Raw genomic sequence first — 23,208 nt, 5'->3', positions numbered from 1 at the left:
GAGCCGGAGGTTAAATTTTGTTCATATAGCTTAGGTATAGCATAGGGTTATTTCGCAAATACCAGGAACAAAAAAGCACACCAATAAGGTGTGCTTTAATCAGTCTAACCAAACAGCGGGTTAAATTTCATCTTCCCAGCAAATTTTCGCACCACGAATACCATCAACTTTGGCACTAAACTGCTTTTCTAGCACGTGGCGTTTAATTTTAAGCGTTGGTGTCATTGCATCATTTTCAATGGTCCAAGGCTCTGTTACCACAACCATAGCGTCAACATGCTCGTGTGATTCTAAGTTAGGGTTAATGCTGTCTAAGGTCGCCTTGAGTGATGAGCGTACTTCTTCACGAGGTTGCAACGCAGCACCTTCTGATAATTGAATCAATGCCACAGGGTGCGGTAAACCCGAACCAATGACACACAATAATTCAATATGTGAATCTTGAGCTAACTTACGCTCAATTGGGACTGGCGCAACATACTTACCTTTTGAGGTTTTGAAGTTGTCTTTAACGCGACCCGTAATTGAGATAAAGCCTTCATCATCAATTTCACATAAATCGCCAGTATGGAAAAACCCATCTTCATCAAAACAAGCTTTGGTGACTTCTTCTTGTTTGTAATAGCCTTGCATTAAGCCAGGGCTTTTAACCATCAGCTCACCTTCGTCACTACGGCGCACTTGACAACCTTCGACTGGGCGCCCCACTGTACCAATTTTAGTGGCATCGAATGGGAAGTTAATTATCGAGTAAGCACAGTTTTCAGTCATGCCCCAAGCTTCAGAAATGTTCATGCCGATTTTGTGGTACCACTCAAGCTGGCTTGGTGGAATAGGTGCTGAACCTGAACCCAGCAAACGACAATGTTCCAGCCCTAGGCCTTTTTGGATCTTACGTTTAACTAAGCTGCTAATGATGGGGACTTTAAGCAGGAAGTCCAATTTAGCTTCACCGGCTTTTTCAATAATATTGAGCTGGAATAGTGTCCATAAACGTGGCACCGAGAAAAATACCGTAGGACGACAACGCTGCACATCTGCAACAAACGAGTCTAGGCTTTCAACAAAGGCGACCGAAGAACCTGAGTAGAATGACGATCCTTGAATTGCGACACGCTCAGTAATGTGGGCTAATGGCAGGTAAGATAATAATCTGTCAGTGGTATTGGTTTTTAAATCACGTACGACGGCTTCACAAGTCCAACCGTAGCTACCAAATGTTTGAATTGCGCCTTTAGGTTTACCGGTAGAGCCTGAGGTATAAATCAGCGTCATGACTTGCTCTGCGGTTGGCGTCGGCGCATCAACTAATGGCGTGCCAAGTTCAAGAATTTTGTCCCAGTGATACTGAGAAGGCATGGTGTCATATGGCATTGCAAGACGTAAGATTTCACCACCTACCCCCGCTTCTTGATCTGCCCAGAAATCTAATTTACCTGTAAAAATGGCTTTAGCTTCACTATGCTCAAGGACATAGCGAATAGTCTCAGCATTTGCTGTTGGGTAAATCGGCACACTGATATAACCGCCATGCATTAATGCTAAATCAGTGATAAACCATTCAGCACAGTTTTTAGAAAGTACTGCGACTTTATCGCCTGGTACTAAGCCTAAATGACGCAGTGCACCGGCAACTTGCTGAACTTTTTGTTGTACTTCACGCCAAGTAAAGTCAACGTACTGACCATTGATAGGTTGGCGTAAATAGACTTCATTACCCTGGGTTTCTACCCAGTGCGACAACATTTCTACTGGCGTTTTCATTAGATTTTCCATTGACGATTCCATGTTCTTTTTTGTTTTAATGTAGGTCGTGTTTATTTCAATGTCTTTAACGTAATAATCTATTGTAATCGCATTGAATATTTAATCAGTTCAGACCAGTTATGTAGGCCTAAAACGTTATATATATGCATAAAGTACGACTAGTACTCACATATGTAACATCTTCAGGTATTACACTAACTGGCTCCCATTGAACGAGTAAATAATGAACACGATGATTATCAGTATGGCGATTTAACGCATTCTTCGCAAACGTTAAGCTGTTAATTTTTAATAAATACAACTAATAAACTAGCATATTCAGCTGAGATGTGAACCGTTATCGAGTAATAGCTCTAATAAAAAGGGCGCCTATTGGCGCCCTGTAGAGGAAAAGTCGGTTTGTGACCTAGATCTCCATTATTCCATCCATTTCAACTAAAGAGCCCTTTGGAAGCTGTTTTACACCAATTGCAGCACGTGCAGGGTAAGGTTGGCTGAAGTATTTAGCCATGATGTCATTTACAGTTGCAAAGTGAGAAAGGTCAGTTAAGAAGATATTGAGCTTCACAATATCTGACATGTTGCCGCCAGCGGCTTCACATACTGCAGTTAAGTTTTCGAATACTTGCACAACTTGCGCAGAAAAGTCATCGCTGACCATTTCCATTGTGCTTGGGACTAACGGAATTTGGCCTGATAGGTAAACAGTGCTACCCACTTTTACAGCTTGAGAATATGTGCCAATTGCTTGTGGAGCTTTATCGGTTGCGATAATGATTTTTTCTGCCATGACGCCCTCTGCGAAAGTAAAAACTTCAAAATTGAAAATAAAATGCAAGCAAACCTAAGCTGCCTCATAGAGTTAGAGTCATTCAGCTTAGGAAAGTTAGATTAGCAATCTTACTAGCGATTACGTGAGGTGCGCAAGACTTCTGGCAATACGCGAATACGGCGCATGACATTGGCGAGGTGAACACGATCATCAACCGAGATACGCAGGTTAATGAGGTAAACACGGCCATCGCGTTCTTCAGTGCTCAAGTTATGAATGTTTGAGCCTGCCGCAGCGATAATATTGGTGATCTTAGCTAGAGCGCCTTGATGGTTAACAATTTCAACCCGCAAGTTAGCTTGGTAAGTTTCGCCTTCAACGTTATCCCAATGTACTGGAATATATTTATCAGGCTCACCTTGATAACCACGAATATTGGCGCAGTTTTCCATGTGAACCACTAAGCCTTTACCTGGACTCACGTGGGCAACGACGGCATCACCAGGAATAGGGCGACAACAGTTTGCGAAGGTAACAAGCATACCTTCAGCACCACGTATTGGCATTAAATGCTCTTCATGATCGTCGTCATCTTCGTTCTTAGTCGTGAGGTTCTTACCTAGTAACCGCTGAGCAATCACAATGCTCATGGCATTACCTAAGCCGATATCCGCCAAGAGTGACTCTAAATCGTCATGTTTGGTTTCAGAGATGACCTTATCCAGTTGCTCAGCATCAATGCTATCAAGCTTGGTTTCACCCAAGGCATGATTTAATAGGCGTTTACCTAATGCTACAGCATCGTCACTGGTCAAGCTCTTCAGTACTTGACGGATTTTACCGCGCGCTTTACCGGTTACCACAAAGTTTAACCAAGCGGCATTTGGACGTGCGCCCTTAGCGGTAATAATTTCCACTGTTTGACCGGAGATTAATGGCTGACTGAGTGGGTATGCTTGACGGTTTACACGTGCGCCAACACAGGTATTACCCACATCAGTATGCACTTCGTAAGCAAAATCGACGGCAGTCGAGTTAACCGGAAGTTCTAAAATACGACCTTCAGGCGTGAAGACGTAAATTTCTTCTGGGAAGAGTTCGGTTTTAACGTTTTCCACAAACTCGAATGAACTACTGGCGCTTTGTTGCAGCTCCAGCAGACTTTGCATCCATTTATGGGCACGAATTTGAGTGGTACTTTGTTGCGAACTACTGGTGCCGCTCTTATACATCCAATGAGCAGCAACCCCTTTATCTGCCATTAAGTCCATTTCTTCAGTACGAATTTGTACTTCAACTGGAACCGCATGAGGGCCAAATAATGAGGTATGCAATGATTGGTAACCATTGGCTTTTGGAATCGCAATATAATCTTTAAAACGCCCAGGGTGTGGCTTGTAAAGACCATGCATGGCACCTAATACGCGGTAACAGGTATCAATGGAATCGACCATGACTCTGAACGCATAGATATCCATGACTTCTTGAAACTGCAGTTCTTTATTGCTCATCTTACGATAGATGGAATAAAGGTTTTTCTCACGACCTTTGACAGTGCCTTTAATGCCGGCATCTTCAAGACGAGTCGTAATCGCACCTTCAATACTGTTAATCAGTTCTTTTCTATTACCACGGGCTGCTTTAACGACTTCTTTAAGCACACGGTAACGCATTGGATAATAGGCTTGGAAACCTAAATCCTCTAACTCGCTTTTGATATTATGAATACCAAGACGGTTGGCGATCGGTGCGTAAATTTCTAAGGTTTCGCGAGCAATACGACGACGCTTGTCGGGACGTAATGCACCCAAAGTACGCATGTTATGCGTTCTGTCAGCAAGCTTGATTAGAATAACGCGGATATCCTGCGTCATTGCCATCATCATCTTGCGGAAGTTTTCGGCTTGGGCTTCTTTTTTATCGCGAAACTTAATTTTATCGAGTTTTGACACACCCTCAACGAGTTCAGCCACGGTTACGCCAAATAACTCAGTGAGTTCTTCTTTGGTAACTGGGGTATCTTCGATGGTGTCATGAAGCAGGGCTGCCATTAATGTCTCGTGATCAAGACGCATGTCAGCCACAATGCGGGCTACCGCAACGGGATGGGTAATATAGGGTTCGCCACTTGTGCGCATTTGCCCTTCATGGGCATCACGCGCAACAATGTACGCCTGCTTGAGTAACTCTACTTGCGCGGGTTCTAAATAACCTGACGCAGACTCCTTAAGACCTTCAAACAGATACAAGTGGCGCTACTCCTTAAAGCGTACGGCCTTCAGCAATTGCTGCAACAGCAGCAATTTCAGCGGCTTCACGCTCACGAACAGTTTGACGTTCGTCAGCATCTAAAGTGTTAGAGGTGACTAAGCCTAATTCGATTTCGCGTAGAGCGATAACCGTTGGCTTATCATTCATCTCTTCAACCATAGGGTCTTTACCTTGCACAGCGATTTGGCGTGCACGACGCGCTGCAACCAGGATCATGTCAAAACGGTTGCCGATTTGTTCTACGGCGTCTTCTACAGTTACGCGAGCCATGTGGTGAAACTCCAGTGTTATCTATGGGAAAAAAATGACGCAAAATTGTACACTATGACAATTAATCTGCCAACAGATCGTTAATCATACCACTGTGAGTATGGATCTGACTAGCACAGGTTGATCTTTGACTGCGAATGATCGCGCAAAGATCGCCTAAAGCCACGTCAAAATCATCATTTACAATAATATAATCTGCATCTTTATAGTGTGACATTTCTGATACAGCTTCAGCCATACGTCCGTCAATGACGTCTTGACTGTCTTGACCACGGCCAGTTAAACGGCGTTCAAGTTCAGCTCTTGAAGGAGGTAAAATAAATACCCCAATGGCTTCTGGCATGAGTTTTTTGACTTGTTCAGCGCCTTGCCAATCAATATCTAAAAATACATCAATACCATTTGCTAATGTTTGTTCAATAACCGTGCGGGATGTGCCGTAATAGTTACCAAACACTTCAGCCCATTCAAAGAAGGATTCTTCAGCAATAAGCGCTTTGAACTCTTCAACCGAGACAAAGTGATAATGTTGACCATTCACTTCACCTGGACGTGGCTGACGGGTGGTATGAGACACAGACACTTGCATGTCGCTTGGCTTATCTTTCAGTAAAGCAGAGATAAGTGAAGATTTACCGGCGCCACTTGGGGCAGACACAATAAATAGATTTCCTCGAGCGCTCATAGTGCAATTTCCAACCAGATTATTTATCAGGCCGAGTATTATACTCAAAGCCATACAATTTGCGAGATTTGTGATAGAGAAAAATGCAAAAATCTGCACTAAAAATAGCAAAGAATTCTGCGTTGAATTTAGCACTCAATCCCCGACTGATATAGATGCAGCACCTAACTAGCCTGAATTTAACCTTAATCGAAAAAGACAATGGATAAGTTTCCCCTTCGATTTAGTACCAAATAGTGCTTTTTAGCATTTTTTTGTGCCATTTTACGTGGGTTTCACTGACTTTAGCGTTGAAATTGTTTAGTCTGCCAACAGTTCATTTATTTAGATATTGGGATTGCTTGTGTCATTCGCCTCCTTATTTTGTCGCCAAGGTCGAGATAACGGCCTAAGAGCCTTAGCCATTCAATTAAGCTGCTTAGTCTTTGTGTTATTGATTGCGCAACTTTTTTCAAACTCGATTGTGACATTAATTGCAGCTGTCTTAGCGTTACCTATTTGCGCGTTAAGCACTTTACGTCGCTTAAAAGATGCGGCTAAACCCAATACGTTGCTTGCGATCCCTGTACTGTTGTTGCTGCTGTTTAGTATGTCGCTCAGTTTTAGCTTCCCTGTGGCTGTGTCTAGTATTGTTTTTATTCTTGCTGCGCTGACAGCGGGTGGCTTTGCTTGGCTTGCTGCGCCTAAAACAAATCAGCGTAAACCTGCTTATGTTATGGGCTACTTTGGGCCTCATGCTAAAGCATCGGTAAAGCTTGGCGATGTACGCCGAAGACAAGAGCCAGTTATGGGCGGCGAGCATGCGTTTTCATCAATGACTGAAGATAATGAGCAATCTGTTTATGATGCCGATGATGTCAGTTATGAGCCAGGTTATCAGCATGAAACCGTTTATAAAGATGATATTAAAGCCCAACAACATAATATTGATGAGCAAGCCGCTTATGAAAGCGATGATAAACCGACCTACCGAGTTGACCGTGGTGCATTAGAGTCTGGCTCGTTATCTGAACTGCTAAAGTCATGGCTTGTTTGGGGACAAAACAATCAAAAAACGCTAATGATGCTAGCTAAAGGGCTGGGTGTTGTTAGTGTCATTACGGTAATTATTTACCTCATAAGCTTACTATTTACTAACAGCGATGTTGAACAAGAGCCAGTAGAAATAGCGCCTATCGAGCAGCCTGCAATCATTAGCGAGACAGCAAGCGTTAAGCTCCCAGATGGGTTTTGGCTGATTTTACAACAAGATATTTTAATCATTCGCTGGTTAGGTGATGAAGGCGATGCGCAATCTATTTGGCGTTTAGATAACGCAGAAGGTGATAAACGCTGTGCTGAATTAGTGTTTAACGACGGCAGCAAATTCCGCCCTATGCAGGTAGATTTAATGGCAGACAGCGGTACTGAAGCTCGTTTTTCTCCTCTAGATAACGCTAAGATCATCAACAATATAGCCATGCGAGGTAGTTTTAAAATGTGCGGATTTAATTTTAGTTTGAAGGGCAGCCAAGCAACATTGTCTAGTCAACCTGATTTTGCGCACTACTTAAAAAGCCTTTAACCTCGTGAGATAGTGGGAATAGTGTCGTTTTTGTTGAGTTTTAAGGCATTACTGGTGCATAGCTAGTCTTGTGCTCAGGGATGGATTAGACTATCGGGCTCGCGATAAAAAATATGGAGTGTTGGGTGGTGGAGTTTATTAGGCAAACAATTTTGCCTTTGTATGGAATTACTGATGAAAATGCCAGTATTGCCCCGTTAGGCAATGGCCATATTAACCAAACCTTTTTGGTGAGATGGTCTACAGGGCAACTTGTGCTACAGCAAATTAATACTACTGTGTTTACCGAGCCAGACGTATTAATCGAAAATGCGGCAAAAGTCAGTCATCACCTAATACAAAAGTCCACTCTTGGTGAGTATCAGCTTGATGTCATTTCGCCTGTCGTATTAAAAGATGGTCGCTTATCTGTCGACCTTGGTGATAGAGGTTACTGGCGCGCCATTAGCTACTTAGCTAACAGCCATACGATTGAAGTCGTGACCAATACTGAGCAAGCTGAAATGGCGGCCAGTGCTTTTGGTCACTTCGCTTTCGCATTAAGTGACTTAGATGCCAACAGCCTAATCGATGTTATTCCCAACTTTTTAAACTTACCGCAACGTATCGAGCAGCTTAAACAAGCCATTGCCGAAGATAACGCAGGCAGGCTTGAGCATTGTAAGCCTTGGGCTGACTTTGTGCTTTCTCAGCAGGCACTTTTCGCAGAGCTTGAACAAATAGAAAGCCAATTACCGCTGCGAGTTTGCCATAACGATACCAAAATCAACAACATGCTATTCGATAAACGTGACATGTCGAGCATGGCAGTTATTGATATCGACACCTGCATGAAAGGCTACTTAATGTATGACTTTGGTGACATGGTGCGCGCGTTTTGCTCACCAGAGGAAGAAGACTCAACAGCACTTGATAAGGTCGTTGCTCGTCCTGAAATCATTGCTGCAGCCACCCAAGCGTATACCGACCAATTAGCTGCAATTTTAACCCCGCTAGAAAAACGTAGTTTGTGGTTAGGCATAAAGGTAATGGCGTTAATGCTTGGGTCGCGCTTTTTAACCGATCACTTAAATGGTGATGTGTATTTCGGTATTCATCGCGAAGGCCATAACCTCGACAGAGCTGCCAACCAGTTAACCGTATACAAAAGCTTAGTTGCACAAGAAGCGCAACTGATGGCGCTATTTGAATAATTCAGCCAACTGTATATATCAGTAAGGGTAAATCATGAAGTACCAGTGGATTTTGTTTGATGCCGACGAAACCCTATTTGATTTTGATATTTTTGCTGGTTTACAGCTGATGTTCTCTCGCTTTGATATCGAATTTAATGCCAGTGATTTCGCTTTTTATCAAACCGTAAATAAGCAGTTATGGGTTGATTATCAGCAAGGATTAATCGATGCCGCGGAGCTGCAACACACACGCTTTTTACACTGGGCGACCAAATTAGGCTTAACGACCAAGCAGCTTAATAGCGACTTTTTAGCTGCTATGGCTGATATTTGTCAGCCGTTACCGGGCGCTAAAAAACTCATTAACAGTTTAGAAGGTAAAGCCAGTTTAGGGATCATCACTAACGGCTTAACAGAATTACAAAATGTGCGATTAGAACGCACTGGATTTAAACCTGCATTTGAACACGTAGTGATTTCTGAACAGTTTGGCAAAGCTAAGCCCGATGTGAGTATTTTTGAGCACACGTTTGAGTTAATGGGTCATCCAGACAAAAACACTGTATTGATGGTGGGTGATAACCTGCATTCGGATATTCTTGGTGGCGTTAATGCAGGTATTGATACCTGTTGGCTTAATCATCATGGAAAGGATGTGGTCGATGGGATTACCCCCACCTTTGAAGTCAAAGACTTGCATCAACTGCACGATAAATTGCACTCAAGTCACCGCTAAACCTCTTTTTTAGACAGCATAACGTCAATGCCATCATTAATAAAAAGCCACTCAATTGAGTGGCTTTTTCGTTCAGTTTGTAAGAGTTATTCGCTTGCCGCAGACTTTGGAAATGCCTTATGAAAAGCAATCATAAAGTCTTCTCTAATATGTTGCTCTAAATGGGTCGCACGTTCAGTCGGGCAAAAAATCATGATATTCACTAGTTGCTCGCCAGCAGGCCCACTATGGATATGAATATGAGGCTCTGGCCCTGGCAAATCGACCCCTGCATGCTTTTCTATCACATTGTTGTAGCGGGTGGCGACTTCTAAAAAGTCTTCGCAGTGAGCTTCAATTTTTTCAACTAAACCTGGGAACAACGGATACAAGTTTACAAACTCAACCACTGTAATCGTAAAGCTGTGGTACACATAGCGTTTCATAAAGTTAAGGTTTTTCACCGCATAACTAAAGAACATACTATTAGGGAAGGTGACTGTTTTCCCCGTGTAATGGTACTGACCATGGTGTAAATCAATCTCTTGGATCACCGTCGCCATTAGATTGTGCTCGATGACCTCACCACACAGCTTGCCCACTTCAATCCAGTCGCCAATTACAAATGAGCGTGAGCTTGCACGTTGTATCGAGCCGGTAAAACACAAAATGATTTCTTTTGACGCCACCACAAAGGCAATCGCAATCGCAGTTACCGATAGTGCAAATTTATTAATCTCGGTTTGCCACAGTAAAAACAACACCATGACGATTAAAATAAAGGTGCCGTTTTTGGTGCGAGACATCCATTTACGTTGTCCTTCACTCACAAAAGCCACATCACCACGGATCTTAGACACCACAAAGCGTTTAAGCATCGACAGCAGTAGGATAATTAGTACAGTAACAAACAACTTATAAGTTGCTAAAAAATCAATGACGATAGTAACTTGTTCCACAAAACCTTCTTTAATAACGATAACTTGGTGATGAATTCAGCTATAAGGTTCACTGTAACATAGCCATAGATTAAGTCAGCTTTGACTAGTAATTTTAATGGAAAAATCTTTCGCTGTAAGCAGGGCACACTCGCAGTGGTATAGCGTTAAAATGCAGAAAGTAAATGAAAGCGAAGCTGTCAGAATGCCGTTTTTATAAAAATCCAGCTTTGATAAAAATCCAGCTTTGATAAAAAGACAGCTTCGCTAACATGCAATTGCACTAGAAGTGATAAAGCGGATTATTGCTTCAAGAATATATAGCCAGCCTTTTCTGCGCCCCACACTTGCTTATCCTCGCTGTCATAGCCGCGATCCCAACTAACAATACTGTCTTTGGTTACGGTCACTTCAGATGTGGCATAGCTTGCCCCGCGCAGCTGACTTAAACAGGTTTTCTCATCGGTGGAGCCTGCAAAGTGCTGCTCAGCCTCAGACCAAGTTAAAAAGACCGTACACCCTGCTTTTTCAGTTAAGTCACTTGGTGTGAGTTCGCTAAGCGGCGCCGCATTTTTGTAAGCACCCGCAAAGCTTTTGTCGTTTTCAAAAGTGTATACCTTGCTGGAAAATTTAGTGTCAGACAATGCCGTCACTTCATACACGCGTTGACGATATGGCTTATCTAAATGCGTTGCAGCAGCTTGCTCTACATAAAGCCACGTCGAATTTTCTTTAGGCCAAATCTGCACCATATTAAGGTGAATATTATAAAAATCTTTATCGTCGATTGATTGCTGCTGACTATCGAAATGTCCCTGCATCCACTCAAGTAACAAAGCTTGTTTGTCTTGTTCAGTCGCTTGAGAGGTGATTGGCATTAGAGCTAAGGCAGAGAGTACGGTGGTTAGAGCAATATGAGTTAATGATGTATTCACAGGAAATCCTTTCCGTTAAATGGGGTGTTTATTGTTTTAGTTAGTAGATGTAATGAGCCACTTAAGCTAATTATCAGGTAAGTTAACCCATAGATTGGAAAGAGTAAAATTTAAGGGTGAGTCAAGCATTAAAAAGCCCAGCACTCGCTGGGCTTTAACGCTTGAGTATAAAGAAATCTAATTACTCAACGTTTTGGATCTGCTCACGCATTTGTTCAATCAATACTTTAAGCTCTACCGCTGCGGCGGTGACTTCTGCGCTGATTGATTTAGACGCTAGGGTGTTAGATTCACGGTTGAACTCTTGCATCATGAAGTCTAGACGGCGGCCTTGTGCGCCTCCTTTTTTGAGGATTAAACGCGTTTCAGCAACGTGTGCGTCAAGGCGGTCCATCTCTTCTGCGACATCCATCTTTTGTGCAAGCAATACCATTTCTTGTTCCATACGGGCTGGATCAAGTTCGCCAGTGATTTCGGCTAAGCGGTTGGTGAGCTTGTCACGTTGCCATTGCATAACGGCTGGCATGTGTTCACGCACGATTGCTACTTGCTCGACAATTTGGTCTAGGCGAGTTTGCAACATAGTGTTGATGGCTTCACCTTCACGGCCACGGGCTTCAATAAATTGTGCAACGGCGCCGTCAAATGCACTAAGTAAATCTTTATTAATTTCACCCATGTCTTGTTCTGCACCGGCCATCACACCAGGCCAGCGTAGTATGTCTGCTAAGTTAAGTTCACCGTGGCTAGATTCTTTCTTTAACCAATCAGCAGCGTTCAGCAGTTGTTTGGCTAAGTCTTGGTTTAGGCGCATTTCACTGCTGCCAGACTCTGATAATTCGTAACGTAAGTTTACTTCTACTTTGCCGCGGTTTAAGCGCTTACGCAGGCGATCACGTAATACAGGCTCAAGGCTACGCATTTGCTCTGGTAAACGCAGGTAGGTTTCCAAGTAGCGTTGATTGACTGAGCGGATTTCCCAAGAGGCAGTGCCCCATTCGGCTTTATGCTCAATGCGAGCGTAGGCGGTCATACTTTGGATCATGTTTGAACCCTGATTAAGTTAGCGGCAATTGTATGGTGTCGATTATAGTCTGCTAGCAGTGAAGGTCAAAGTATACAAAAGCTTATGGACTAGGTTTTACATTAATATGCAACTTACGCCGACTTTTTAGGTCATATTGGCTACATATGTGCGGGCGAATGGATTTATCAAGGCTGCTTGTTACTGGTAATTAACGTGTTGTTGGCAATGAGCATCGAATTACACGATTGAATTGTTTATAGTAAGCCTACATCTGCTGCTTGTGCCTGATAGGTTTAGCTGTTTTATTATTTTGGAGTAGTCAATTGGACCATTTTGTGTGGAATCTCGACCCTGTGTTAATTTCGTTTATGGGTCTTAAAGTACATTGGTATGGTGCCTTGTTTGCCTTGGCCATTGCGAGTGGGTTTCAGGTAATGAAGCGCATGTATAAAAAAGAAGGCTTGGATGTTGAATCGCTCGATAATCTACTGATGTACTGTGTGATAGGGATTATTGTTGGCGCACGTTTAGCACACTGCTTTTTTTACGATCCAAGTTACTATTTTGCCAATCCGATGAAAATTTTAGCTATTTGGGAAGGCGGTTTAGCCAGCCATGGCGGCGGGTTAGGGGCGATATTAGCGCTGTATTATTACAAGCGTAAAACCGATATGCCGTTTTTGTTTTTGCTCGACAGATTAGCCATTGCGACCGCGATATTTGGCTTTTTTGTGCGTATGGCCAACTTCGCCAATTCAGAAATTTTAGGTCTGCCGACCACTAAGCCTTGGGGCATTATTTTTGAGCGTGTGGATTTATTACCGCGCCATCCTGCGCAGTTATATGAAGCGATTAGTTACTTAATTATCTTTATTTCGCTTTATGCGGTGTACAAGTTTACTAACTTAAAAGAAAAGCACGGCGTGATTTTTGGCTTGTTCTTGTGCAGTGTGTTCAGCGCCCGCTGGGCCATCGAAATGGTCAAGGTTAAGCAAGCTGCATACGCTACAGAATGGACCATGAGTGCAGGACAGTTATTGAGTATTCCATTTTTAGTGGTAGGCGTAGCCTTACTGATATTACCGTTTGTGAGAAAGCAAAAGTAAACGCGAGATTGGTTTAATATGAATCGATAACAGGCCGTGACTTGATAAAGTCGCGGCCTTTTTTTGCTCTAATTAAAACTGCTTAAAATAATGTGTCAATATCGACAGTTTGGCCTTGTTCAAGTTGTTTGATGCCTGCGGTAATAGCGGCGTTGACAGGGGTACTGACATTGACTTGTCGACCTAGATTGACCACAGCGCCATTGAGATAGTCGATTTCAGTTTGGCGTTTGGCTTGAATATCTTCCCACATCGATGAGCGGGCTTTAGGGTCTATGTCCAGCATTTGCTTAGCTATGAGGTTAAATAACCAATCTGGCATTGAGAGTATTAATGGCAACCATGTGGGTTTTACTTTGGTAAATTGCGTTAGTGGCAGCTTGGCTTGCTTGCACACGCTTAGCCACTCTTTCATTGCAAGGCTAAGTAGTTTGCGGGTGCGGCGCTGACTGAGCTGTTGTTTAATGGGCACATCAGTAATGGCGTTGAGTGCATTATTAAGGTTAAGTAGCAATTTCCCGTGGATCACAGGCGCCATATCATCAACAAGGATGCATTCGCTTTGTTGGGCTTTACGCATTGCCTGTTGTATGGCTTTAGTGTGTTGAGTGCTGGCAAAGGTAAATTGGCCTTCGGTGCCTTTATGAAACGTCGCATTAGGCTGTTGCAGCACGTTAAATGGGGTAATCCCTTGGCTGACATGACGATGTGTTAAAAGCGGTAATATTTCATCTAAGCTGCCTAAGCCATTTTGCATAAAAATAATGCTGCTTTGTGAGTGCGTTATTTGCAGTAATTGCTCGGTAATGGCTGCTAGCTGGTGGCATTTTACGGTGACAAAGATAACGTCAAATAGTGGAGCTGGGTTTACTTTGTTTTGTAAATTGCTGTTAGAGTCAATATTTTGATTTGTTGCTAGTTCGGTAATTAACGCCTTGGGCATCACTTTTTGATGTAAACCTTGGTAACTGGTGAGAGTGATACCTTGGTTTTCAATAATGCTGCGCTTAATTCGCTCGCGGCAGATGAGGCTCACATTCAGTTTTGCCATCAGTAGTTCGCCTGCGAGGTAGCAGCCGGTAGAGCCAGCTCCAAATATGGCAATATTCATTATTTTCCTTAACCTTTGCACCGAATCCTAATCCAGTGTGCCTTTTTGTTAATAAAAATCCAATAAGGGTTTTGTTTAGCGTGGCATCCGCGCAAACAAGTCACTATAATGTGCAGCCAAATATGCACGAAATTAAACTGCATAAGCTTAGATTCAAATATTAGATGCTGAGTCTAGATTCAAATATTAGATACAGAATTTGTCATCGATTCCACAAATAGGAAATTCATATGCGCCCAAGCGACAGAACACCTGCACAATCTCGTCCAGTTACGATTACTCGTCAATTTACAGCTCACGCTGAAGGTTCGGTGTTGGTTGAATTTGGTGACACTAAAGTTTTGTGTACCGCAAGTTTTGAAGAAGGCGTACCGCGTTTTCTTAAAGGCCAAGGCCAAGGCTGGGTAACTGCTGAGTACGGTATGCTTCCTCGTTCGACTCATAGCCGTATGCAACGTGAAGCTGCCCGTGGCAAACAATCTGGTCGTACTCAAGAAATCCAACGTTTAATCGGTCGTTCTTTACGTGCTGCAGTAGACATGAAAGCGTTAGGTGAGAACACGATTGTTATCGATTGTGACGTGATTCAAGCTGATGGTGGTACTCGTACTGCTGCAATTACTGGTGCATGTGTTGCACTAGTAGATGCATTAAACTGGGCGCGCGGTAAAGGCATTTTAAAAACTAACCCACTTAAGTTCTTAATTGCAGCAGTGAGCGTTGGTATTTATAAAGGTGAGCCAATCTGCGATTTAGAATACATCGAAGACAGCGCGGCTGAAACCGACATGAACGTAGTTATGACTGAAACTGGCAAGATGATTGAAATCCAAGGCACTGCCGAAGGTGAGCCGTTCAGCCACGAAGAGTTATTAAGCTTACTTGAGCTTGCTAAGCATGGTATTCGCGAAATCGTGGATACGCAAAAAGCAGCATTAAGCTAAAACGTATTTGATTAAGGGGCTCTGTTAATAAGAGCCCCTTTTTTTAAGCTTTATTTAGGCTTAGTCGTCATTAAATAAAAACAGATAACAGTGTTAAGGAGATAATGTGAAAGCATATCAACGTGAGTTTATTGAATTCGCTCTTGAGCGTCAGGTATTACGCTTTGGTGAGTTCACCTTAAAATCAGGCCGTACTAGCCCTTACTTTTTCAATGCGGGTTTATTTAATACGGGTCGTGATTTAGCACGTTTAGGTCGTTTTTATGCTGCTGCATTGGTTGATTCTGGTATTGACTACGATTTAGTGTTTGGTCCGGCTTACAAAGGTATCCCTATTGCGACAACGACGGTTGTAGCGCTTTGCGATCACCATGATAAAGATGTGCCTTATTGCTTTAACCGTAAAGAGAAAAAAGATCATGGTGAAGGTGGCTCGTTAGTGGGTAGCGAGCTTGCAGGTAAAGTGATGCTAGTGGATGATGTGATCACCGCCGGTACTGCTATTCGTGAGTCGATGGAAATCATTGCAGCCCACGATGCAAGCCTAGCGGGCGTATTAATCGCACTTGATAGACAAGAAAAAGGCAAGGGCGAGTTATCAGCGATTCAAGAAGTTGAACGTGACTTTGGCTGCGCTATCGTATCTATCATTAAGCTAGGTGATTTAATTAATTACTTATCTGAAAAACCAGGAATGGAAAAAGAGCTAGCGTCAGTGAGCGCTTACCGTGAGCAATACGGTATTTAATCCACCTTCGTTAAAAATAAAAGCCAGACTTGATGTCTGGCTTTTTTGTGTTTGTTTTGCAGCTAGCAGGGTTAATGATTGCTAACTAACACTTAGACTGGTGTAAAAACTCAGCACGGGTTGCAGGGTTTGATTTAAAAATCCCGCCTAATGCCGTGGTGGTGGTTGAACTAGTTGAGTCCATCACGCCGCGAGATTTAACGCAGTAATGCACTGCATCCATTTTAACGGCAACATCTTTAGTTTCGAGCAGCGTTTGCAGTGCAACTAAGACTTGCTGGGTCAGTCTTTCTTGTACTTGTGGGCGCTGGGCAAAAAAGCGCACAATGCGGTTTATTTTTGATAAACCGATAATTTTAGTGCGAGGCAAATAGGCCACAGTCGCATAGCCATCAATGGTGACTAAGTGATGCTCACAGGTGCTGGTTAGGCTTATGTCTTGCACACGCACCATTTCATCAACGCCCATCTTATTGTCGATGACAGTGATTTTAGGGAAGTTCTCATAATCAAGCCCTGAGAAAATCTCATCAACATACATTTTAGCAATGCGGCGAGGCGTATCCATTAAGCTGTCATCTGATAAGTCTAACGCCATTAGCGTTAACACTTCTTTCATGTGATGTTCAATTTTTTCTTTACGCGCTTCTGGAGTATGAGTTTGCGGCAGCATCGGGGTTTCTAACCCTTGCTCAGTCAGTGCTGTTTTGACCTTTATTGCAGCTTCACTTAATGCCATCTTATCCTCCAACCACAGGGGTAATGCGTACTTCTGAGTGTATGTTATGAACCGTGATACTGCTGCAAATGCCGTATCACGAGGGAGGGGGATAATAACGTGATTTGAAGCAAATTAATATTACTGACATAAAAAAAGCCGACCTTTTTAGTCGGGTATAGCACGAGCTAGAGCAAATATGACTTATTTTTTATTGGCTTATGATTTTAGTAATGAATAAAAGCCAATAAAAAACGCACCGAAGTGCGTTTACATTATTCTACTTTGAAGGCTGATTTAGCTGCGTAACAACTGCTGCTGAACAAATTGCCATTGCTCGTCAAAGTGCTCGGTAGGTTTTTGTTTAAATTCACTACGAACAAATTGGGCGATTCTGCCTTCGGCGATAGCTAATAATAAGTTAGCTAAAATGGCTTCATCTAAATTAAAACCATGGCCTTCACGTAAGGTTTTTTCACGCAGTATTTGCTTAATTTGGGTTTCAATTTTGGCAAATAAACCACTGATGCGGCTGCGTAGACGCTCGTTCTCGCCCAGTAGTGCGTCGCCATTGAGTACCCGTGAAATACCTGGGTTACGCTCAGAGAAGACCAGTAATAGCTGTAAGACTAATTCACAGCGTTTCATGGTGTCTTTCTCTTCATCCATAATCAGGTTTAAACGAGACAAAATCGCGTCTTCAATAAACTCAATTAAGCCTTCAAACATTCTTGCTTTACTTGGGAAGTGGCGATAAAGCGCCGCTTCAGAAACACCAACTTCAGCTGCCAATTTAGCAGTGGTAATACGTTGGCCAGGGCTGGTTTCCAGCATGTGCGCGAGACACTGTAAAATGTGCTCACGACGATTTATTTTTGGGCTAGCCGCCATTTGTTATTCCTAGGCTTGTGACTACTTGTAAAGGTTATTTGGTACCTGAGTGACCAAATCCGCCTTCACCACGATCTGAGGTATCAAACTCATCGACTAAGGTAAATTGTGCTTGAACAACAGGAACAAACACCAGTTGCGCTAAACGATCACCTATTTCTAATGTAAAAGGCTCATCGCTACGATTCCAGCAAGACACCATTAATGGTCCTTGGTAATCAGAGTCAATTAAGCCGACTAAGTTACCTAACACAATGCCGTGTTTATGCCCCAAACCTGAGCGAGGCAAAATCACTGCCGCAAGACTTGGATCGGCAACGTGTACTGCAATCCCAGTGGGGATTAACACTGTTTTACCTGGCTCAATGACCATGGTGGTATCGATCATGGCGCGCAAGTCCATACCAGCACTGCCTGGTGTGGCATAATTTGGTAGTGGAAACTCGCTGCCTATGCGGGAGTCGAGTAACTTTAATTCTACAGGTGTCTTCATGATGTTTTTATTTTTGTTGCTATTAAAGTAAGTAATTGTTTTGCTAGGGCCAGTTTATCGGTTGCTGGCAGTTGTTGACTACCGTTCTGCCAAAAAACATGTAATGCATTGGCGTCAGCATTAAAACCAAGCCCAGCGATTGATACGTCGTTTGCGGCAATTAAGTCCAACTTTTTTCGCTCAAGCTTGCCACGGGCGTATTCTTCTACGTTATCGGTCTCAGCAGCAAAACCTACAGTAAAAGGACGATTTTTTAATGCGGCTACATTGGCAAGAATGTCTGGATTACGGATCATCTCAAGCTGCATATTCTCAGCTGATTTTTTGATTTTTGATTCTGCTACTTCAGCAATGCGGTAATCTGCGACAGCAGCACAGCCTATAAAGATATCCTGACCATCAACATGCTCCATAACAGCATCAAGCATGTTTTGGGCTGATTCAACATCAATACGGTTGACATGACTTGGGGTCGCTAAATTGACTGGCCCTGATACTAAGGTGACTTCAGCGCCCATTTGTGTCGCCGCTGTGGCCAATGCGAAGCCCATTTTGCCTGAACTATGGTTAGAAATATAACGCACTGGGTCAATAGCTTCTCGAGTTGGGCCTGCTGTGAGGAGTAGTTTGACTCCGGCTAATGGTTTAGGGCCAAAGAAATTGATGAGCTGCTCAGCAATGGCTAACGGTTCCATCATCCGCCCAGGACCCACTTCGCCACAGGCTTGGTCGCCACTCGCTGGCCCCCATACTGTGATGCCTTTGCGAGCAATATTGGCAAGGTTTTCTTGAGTGGCTTGATTACGATACATTTGCTGGTTCATGGCTGGACACACTATTACTGGCGCTTCTGTGGCTAAGCAGGTGGTCGTTAGCAATTCATCTGCCATGCCAGCATTAATGCGGGCAATAAGGTTTGCTGTTGCTGGCGCTACGATGACTACATCAGCCCAGCGAGCTAATTCAATGTGCCCCATTGCAGCTTCAGCTGCGGGATCCAGTAAGTCAGAAGCAACAGGGTGACCTGATAAAGCTTGAATGGTTAACGGGGTGATAAATTCCATGGCGCTTTGGCTCATGACCACACGAACATCTGCGCCACGTTCTTTGAGGCGACGAATTAAGTCAGCACTTTTATACGCGGCTATGCCACCACCGATACCCAAAAGGACTTTTTTATTTGTCAGCATGTTTACTCAATCCTGCTATCCAGTTCATTGGCGCTACAATATCACAATCAACCTAAATGGTGACGATCCGAAATTAAAATTTTCGTCCATACTCTATGGTTATGTTGGCAGTGATGCGTGAGCTAACAGGAATATTGACTGAATTTGATTTAAGCAATAAACAAGGGAGTGTTTATGGCAATAAAAGATTGGCCAGAAGGAGAAGGACCACGAGATAAGTTACTTCATCATGGTGCAGGGCACTTATCAGATGCAGAATTATTGGCTGTATTATTGCGAAATGGGTTAGCAGGCCATAATGCGGTGGATTTGGCACGAGGAATGATCACAGAATTTGGCGGATTACGGGCTTTATTTTCAGCATCACAGTCTCAAGTGTGTCAATTAGCGGGTGTTGGACCGGTAAAATTTGCTCAAATGCAGGCTGCATCGGAGATTTCGAAGCGAATTTTTCAAGAAAATATGCATCGAGGACAAATTTTAATAAATCCTGATTTAACTCGGGACTATTTAATGAGACAATTAGCAGACCGATCCTATGAAGTGTTCGCATTATTATTGTTGGATAGCCAACATAGAGTGATTCAGTTTGTAGAATTATTCCGCGGAACGATTAATTCGGCATCAGTATATCCACGTGAAGTGGTGGCGTTGGTGCTGGAGAAAAAGGCTGCGGCAGTCATAGTGTGTCATAATCACCCGTCTGGCATTGCAGAGCCAAGTCAGGCAGATCGGCAAATTACTGACAGATTAAAAAAAGCCCTCTCTACTATCGATGTTTCTCTATTAGATCATATGGTTGTAGGTGATCAGCAGATAATATCCTTTGCTGAACGTGGGTGGATATTTTAAACAACACTTGATCTTAGTTTTGTTATCGTGTATAAAATGCGCCCTCTTTGTGCCTCGGGCGACGGCCACACGAGGCACATAAATGCTCGAGCGTTTTAAAATTGTTTTTGGAGAAGATTGACATGTCAAGAGTATGCCAAGTAACTGGCAAGAAGCCGATGGTTGGTAACAACCGTTCGCACGCTAAAAATTCGACTCGTCGTCGTTTTTTACCTAACCTACAAAACCACCGTTTTTGGTTAGAAGAAGAAAAACGCTTCGTGCAACTACGTGTATCTACTAAAGGTATCCGTATCATCGATAAAAAAGGTATTGAAGTTGTAGTTAAAGAACTTCGTGCCCGCGGCGAGAAGGTATAATAGAAAATGGCTAAATCTAAAGGTAATCGTGAGAAGATCAAATTAGTATCTAGTGCTAAAACTGGTCACTTCTACACTACTGAAAAAAATAAGCGTAACATGCCTGAAAAAATGGAAATCAAAAAATTTGATCCAGTTATTCGTCAGCACGTTATCTACAAAGAAGCTAAAATCAAGTAATTGATTTTTCCTCCTTTTAAAAGCCCCTTTTTAGGGGCTTTTTTTTGGCCTTTTTTCAGCCCCACCTATGTCATACCAACTGTCTTATCCATTTTTAAGTAGCAATATATCTTTACAGTGCTTTGTGCTGATTATTTAGTGTGAGTATTAAACTTGTCATCTTGGCTGATTAGGCTGCGTATGAGTGAGTGCTTACCTGTATATTGGCCAACTATTTTACAAACCATGGCAAAAGGGTCGCTTTAATTAAGTGATTGGCTAGCTGATATTTTATCGAATACTAACGTGACACCGCTTTTGAGACTTTTTTTGAATAGTTAAATACTAAAAAGCGCTAAATATCCCAATAAAAGTCTTTTAAAGTGAATTTAAATGCAATAATATTGATTAATTATTTTTGGTGTCGTATTTTGAAATAGACACTGAATACCGTTAAGTTTATTTGTTAGGGGTTAATGTGCCTTTAAGAACCACAGAACTTGTTGATGGATTCCGTCACTCAGCGCCATATGTCAATGTGCATCGCGGCAAAACCTTCGTTGTGATGCTTGGTGGCGAAGCACTGTTACATAATCAATTTAGAGGCATTCTCAATGATGTCGCCTTGTTGCACTCTTTAGGGATTAAAGTCGTGCTAGTTTATGGTGCCCGCCCTCAAATTGACGCGGCATTACATGATGCGAACATCGAGCCTACGTATCACAATGGTGTGCGTATAACCGACGAAGACTCGCTTAAAGTCATTAAGCAAGTTGCCGGTGCTGTGCAATTTGATATTACCGCTCGCTTATCGATGAGCTTGGGTAATACACCGATGCAAAATGCGCAAATCAACTTAGTGAGCGGCAATTTTGTTATTGCACAGCCATTAGGTATTGATGATGGCGTTGATTTTTGTCTGACCGGTAAAGTGCGCCGTATTGATACCCAAGGGCTAGAGCGTCAATTAAATAATAATTGTATTGTGCTCATGGGCCCTATGGCGGTTTCAGTGACTGGTGAGTGTTTTAATTTAACGGCTGAAGAGGTTGCCACCCAAGTGGCGATAAAGTTAAAGGCAGATAAGATCATTGGCTTTAGTAATACTCACGGCATTTTAGATGAGTCAGGCGAGGTGATTGCCGAGCTGATGCCAAATGGCGCGCAAGCTATTTGGGATGACATGAATCAAGCTGGCGAAGCCTGTGTTGGTACTATGGCCTTCTTAAAAGCCAGTATTGATGCGTGTCGTAATGGCGTGCCACGTTGTCATTTAGTGAGTTACCTTGAAGATGGCACCTTGTTGCAAGAGCTATTCTCTCGTGAAGGTATTGGTACTCAGATTGTGACCGAAAGTGCCGAACGATTACGTCGGGCAAACATTGGCGATATCGGTGGTATCTTAGATTTAATTAGACCACTAGAAGAGCAAGGGATACTGGTTAGACGCTCTCGTGAGCAACTGGAAATGGAAATCGAACAGTTTATGCTGATTGAGCGTGACAGTTTGGTGATTGGTTGTGCAGCACTGTATCCATTTGAAGAAGATAATGCCGGTGAGTTTGCTTGTTTAGTCGTGCATCCCGATTACCGTGATGCCGACAGAGGTAGCGTGCTATTGAATAACATTATTGGTCAAGCCAGAGTCAGAGGTTATTCACGGCTATTTGCCTTAACGACTCGCAGTATTCATTGGTTTTTAGAGCATGGCTTTAATATTGTTGAGGTTGATGCGCTGCCGAATGTCAAAAAGCAGCTATATAATTTTCAACGTAAATCAAAAATATTGGCCCTAGATTTATAAGGTTTATTTATAACACTAGATTGAACATTAATGTTGAATACGTGATTGTTTGATACTTACTGAAATGCCACAACATGTTAAGCCATGGGGTGGCATTTTTGTTATGCTCGCAAAATATTGCATTATTCCAATCACATGCTCTATTAAGTCGGGCGCTTAATAAAAGCGAATTTTAGGTATAGAAAATCAATGAATATAGAACTGGCAGGGCTAACAGCGAATGGTTTAGCTAATTTCATCGGCGTTATGATGGGCTTATTGCTGCTCACGTTACTTTTAAAACTGAAAAAGATGCCAAGCATGGCCGTTTACGCAAGCTTAGGGATAATTATTGCGGTGTTTGGTTTGTTTTCTATTACCTTGTATCAAACGCAACACGCGGAGTTATCGGCTGAGGAAAATCTTCAGGTGACACTGACTATTCCACTCTACGGACAAGTATTTCAGCAAGATGAATTAGTTTGGCAGCAAGCCAGAGTGATTAATCTTATTGAGGCGCCGCAATATATGCCTACAAGACGAACGAATGGTCTTGGCTTGTCAGGTTACTCATTAGGATGGTTTACGCTGCAAAACGGCGATAAGGCGTTAGTATCAGTGACTACAAATGAGAATGTCTTGTTGTTACCCACTGAAAAGGGGTATTCGTTGTTGTTATCGTTAGAAAACCCGCAAGCAGCAATGACAAAAATGACTGCTTGGCAGGATTAAGTC

24 protein-coding genes are annotated in these 23,208 nt (G+C 42.8%); 11 read left to right on the top strand and 13 right to left on the bottom strand.

The window, feature by feature from the left end:
* Window positions 1–120 precede the first annotated feature (120 nt).
* The 5 genes from AB4128_RS00260 to gmk form a co-directional block, all read right to left on the bottom strand.
* Window positions 121–1,776, bottom strand: coding sequence for an AMP-binding protein (locus AB4128_RS00260; RefSeq protein WP_372036241.1), 1,656 nt, complete (start codon window positions 1,774–1,776; stop codon window positions 121–123).
* A 397-nt stretch (window positions 1,777–2,173) separates the two neighbouring features.
* Window positions 2,174–2,557 carry a RidA family protein gene (locus tag AB4128_RS00255; protein WP_055025250.1) on the bottom strand — a complete coding sequence of 128 codons (384 nt, stop codon included), beginning with the start codon at window positions 2,555–2,557 and terminating at the stop codon, window positions 2,174–2,176.
* A gap of 113 nt (window positions 2,558–2,670) precedes the next feature.
* A complete protein-coding gene (spoT, locus tag AB4128_RS00250; RefSeq protein WP_055025249.1) occupies window positions 2,671–4,788 on the bottom strand; it encodes a bifunctional GTP diphosphokinase/guanosine-3',5'-bis pyrophosphate 3'-pyrophosphohydrolase in 2,118 nt (705 codons plus the stop codon).
* A gap of 13 nt (window positions 4,789–4,801) precedes the next feature.
* Window positions 4,802–5,080: a DNA-directed RNA polymerase subunit omega gene (gene rpoZ / locus AB4128_RS00245; RefSeq protein ID WP_055025248.1), complete on the bottom strand. Its 279-nt coding sequence runs from the start codon at window positions 5,078–5,080 to the stop codon at window positions 4,802–4,804.
* Window positions 5,081–5,141: 61 nt separating this feature from the next.
* Window positions 5,142–5,765, bottom strand: a complete 624-nt coding sequence (gene gmk / locus AB4128_RS00240) for a guanylate kinase (protein ID WP_055025247.1) — start codon at window positions 5,763–5,765, stop codon at window positions 5,142–5,144.
* Between the two features lie 343 nt (window positions 5,766–6,108).
* On the opposite strand from gmk, the gene AB4128_RS00235 reads away from it, so the two are divergent.
* The 3 genes from AB4128_RS00235 (at window position 6,109) to yjjG (ending at window position 9,240) form a co-directional block, all read left to right on the top strand.
* Entirely contained in the window at window positions 6,109–7,329 is a 1,221-nt protein-coding gene (locus AB4128_RS00235; RefSeq protein WP_372036238.1) for a hypothetical protein, read from the top strand.
* A gap of 125 nt (window positions 7,330–7,454) precedes the next feature.
* Window positions 7,455–8,522, top strand: a complete 1,068-nt coding sequence (locus AB4128_RS00230) for a phosphotransferase enzyme family protein (protein WP_372036236.1) — start codon at window positions 7,455–7,457, stop codon at window positions 8,520–8,522.
* 34 nt (window positions 8,523–8,556) lie between these two features.
* A complete protein-coding gene (yjjG, locus tag AB4128_RS00225; RefSeq protein ID WP_055025244.1) occupies window positions 8,557–9,240 on the top strand; it encodes a pyrimidine 5'-nucleotidase in 684 nt (227 codons plus the stop codon).
* A gap of 86 nt (window positions 9,241–9,326) precedes the next feature.
* On the opposite strand, the gene AB4128_RS00220 is transcribed toward yjjG, so the two are convergent.
* From AB4128_RS00220 to AB4128_RS00210, 3 genes are all read right to left on the bottom strand, one after another.
* Window positions 9,327–10,178: a mechanosensitive ion channel family protein gene (locus AB4128_RS00220; RefSeq protein WP_119968188.1), complete on the bottom strand. Its 852-nt coding sequence runs from the start codon at window positions 10,176–10,178 to the stop codon at window positions 9,327–9,329.
* A gap of 281 nt (window positions 10,179–10,459) precedes the next feature.
* Window positions 10,460–11,092 (bottom strand): chromophore lyase CpcT/CpeT, encoded by a 633-nt coding sequence (locus AB4128_RS00215; RefSeq protein ID WP_119968189.1) that lies wholly within the window; start codon window positions 11,090–11,092, stop codon window positions 10,460–10,462.
* Window positions 11,093–11,273: 181 nt separating this feature from the next.
* Entirely contained in the window at window positions 11,274–12,137 is an 864-nt protein-coding gene (locus AB4128_RS00210; RefSeq protein ID WP_055025236.1) for a YicC/YloC family endoribonuclease, read from the bottom strand.
* Between the two features lie 305 nt (window positions 12,138–12,442).
* On the opposite strand from AB4128_RS00210, the gene lgt reads away from it, so the two are divergent.
* The gene (lgt, locus tag AB4128_RS00205; RefSeq protein WP_080914698.1) at window positions 12,443–13,225 is read left to right on the top strand and encodes a prolipoprotein diacylglyceryl transferase; all 783 of its coding nucleotides are present in this window, start codon (window positions 12,443–12,445) and stop codon (window positions 13,223–13,225) included.
* Window positions 13,226–13,307: 82 nt separating this feature from the next.
* On the opposite strand, the gene AB4128_RS00200 is transcribed toward lgt, so the two are convergent.
* On the bottom strand, window positions 13,308–14,336 hold the full coding sequence (locus AB4128_RS00200) for a 2-dehydropantoate 2-reductase (RefSeq protein WP_372036232.1): 1,029 nt from the start codon (window positions 14,334–14,336) through the stop codon (window positions 13,308–13,310).
* 230 nt (window positions 14,337–14,566) lie between these two features.
* On the opposite strand from AB4128_RS00200, the gene rph reads away from it, so the two are divergent.
* Together rph and pyrE are read left to right on the top strand one after the other, a co-directional pair.
* Window positions 14,567–15,280, top strand: coding sequence for a ribonuclease PH (gene rph / locus AB4128_RS00195; RefSeq protein WP_055025233.1), 714 nt, complete (start codon window positions 14,567–14,569; stop codon window positions 15,278–15,280).
* Window positions 15,281–15,386: 106 nt separating this feature from the next.
* The gene (gene pyrE, locus AB4128_RS00190; protein ID WP_065110096.1) at window positions 15,387–16,028 is read left to right on the top strand and encodes an orotate phosphoribosyltransferase; all 642 of its coding nucleotides are present in this window, start codon (window positions 15,387–15,389) and stop codon (window positions 16,026–16,028) included.
* Window positions 16,029–16,113: 85 nt separating this feature from the next.
* Here the strand turns inward: pyrE and folE are convergent, their stop codons facing one another.
* The 4 genes from folE to coaBC all read right to left on the bottom strand — a co-directional run bounded on the left by folE (window position 16,114) and on the right by coaBC (window position 19,320).
* Window positions 16,114–16,767: a GTP cyclohydrolase I FolE gene (folE, locus tag AB4128_RS00185; RefSeq protein WP_055025231.1), complete on the bottom strand. Its 654-nt coding sequence runs from the start codon at window positions 16,765–16,767 to the stop codon at window positions 16,114–16,116.
* A gap of 276 nt (window positions 16,768–17,043) precedes the next feature.
* A complete protein-coding gene (slmA, locus tag AB4128_RS00180; RefSeq protein ID WP_055025229.1) occupies window positions 17,044–17,637 on the bottom strand; it encodes a nucleoid occlusion factor SlmA in 594 nt (197 codons plus the stop codon).
* Between the two features lie 34 nt (window positions 17,638–17,671).
* The gene (gene dut / locus AB4128_RS00175) at window positions 17,672–18,130 is read right to left on the bottom strand and encodes a dUTP diphosphatase (protein ID WP_055025228.1); all 459 of its coding nucleotides are present in this window, start codon (window positions 18,128–18,130) and stop codon (window positions 17,672–17,674) included.
* Window positions 18,127–19,320 (bottom strand): bifunctional phosphopantothenoylcysteine decarboxylase/phosphopantothenate--cysteine ligase CoaBC, encoded by a 1,194-nt coding sequence (gene coaBC / locus AB4128_RS00170; RefSeq protein WP_372036230.1) that lies wholly within the window; start codon window positions 19,318–19,320, stop codon window positions 18,127–18,129. The genes dut and coaBC overlap by 4 nt, the downstream gene beginning before the upstream one ends.
* A gap of 174 nt (window positions 19,321–19,494) precedes the next feature.
* Here coaBC and radC point away from each other — a divergent pair, with 174 nt between their 5' ends.
* The 5 genes from radC (at window position 19,495) to AB4128_RS00145 (ending at window position 23,205) form a co-directional block, all read left to right on the top strand.
* A complete protein-coding gene (gene radC, locus AB4128_RS00165; RefSeq protein ID WP_055025226.1) occupies window positions 19,495–20,172 on the top strand; it encodes a DNA repair protein RadC in 678 nt (225 codons plus the stop codon).
* 122 nt (window positions 20,173–20,294) lie between these two features.
* Window positions 20,295–20,531: a 50S ribosomal protein L28 gene (rpmB, locus tag AB4128_RS00160; protein ID WP_055025225.1), complete on the top strand. Its 237-nt coding sequence runs from the start codon at window positions 20,295–20,297 to the stop codon at window positions 20,529–20,531.
* Between the two features lie 6 nt (window positions 20,532–20,537).
* Complete coding sequence (gene rpmG, locus AB4128_RS00155; protein ID WP_055025224.1) at window positions 20,538–20,711, top strand: 50S ribosomal protein L33; 174 nt, start codon at window positions 20,538–20,540, stop codon at window positions 20,709–20,711.
* 457 nt (window positions 20,712–21,168) lie between these two features.
* Entirely contained in the window at window positions 21,169–22,494 is a 1,326-nt protein-coding gene (gene argA, locus AB4128_RS00150) for an amino-acid N-acetyltransferase (RefSeq protein WP_065110094.1), read from the top strand.
* A 189-nt stretch (window positions 22,495–22,683) separates the two neighbouring features.
* Window positions 22,684–23,205: a PH domain-containing protein gene (locus tag AB4128_RS00145; RefSeq protein WP_055025222.1), complete on the top strand. Its 522-nt coding sequence runs from the start codon at window positions 22,684–22,686 to the stop codon at window positions 23,203–23,205.
* The last annotated feature ends 3 nt before the right edge of the window (window positions 23,206–23,208 follow it).

This window comes from Shewanella sp. 10N.286.52.A9 (genome assembly GCF_041468985.1).
In the GTDB taxonomy this organism is placed as follows: domain Bacteria; phylum Pseudomonadota; class Gammaproteobacteria; order Enterobacterales; family Shewanellaceae; genus Shewanella; species Shewanella japonica.
This window is presented reverse-complemented; position numbering and strand designations above follow the sequence as displayed.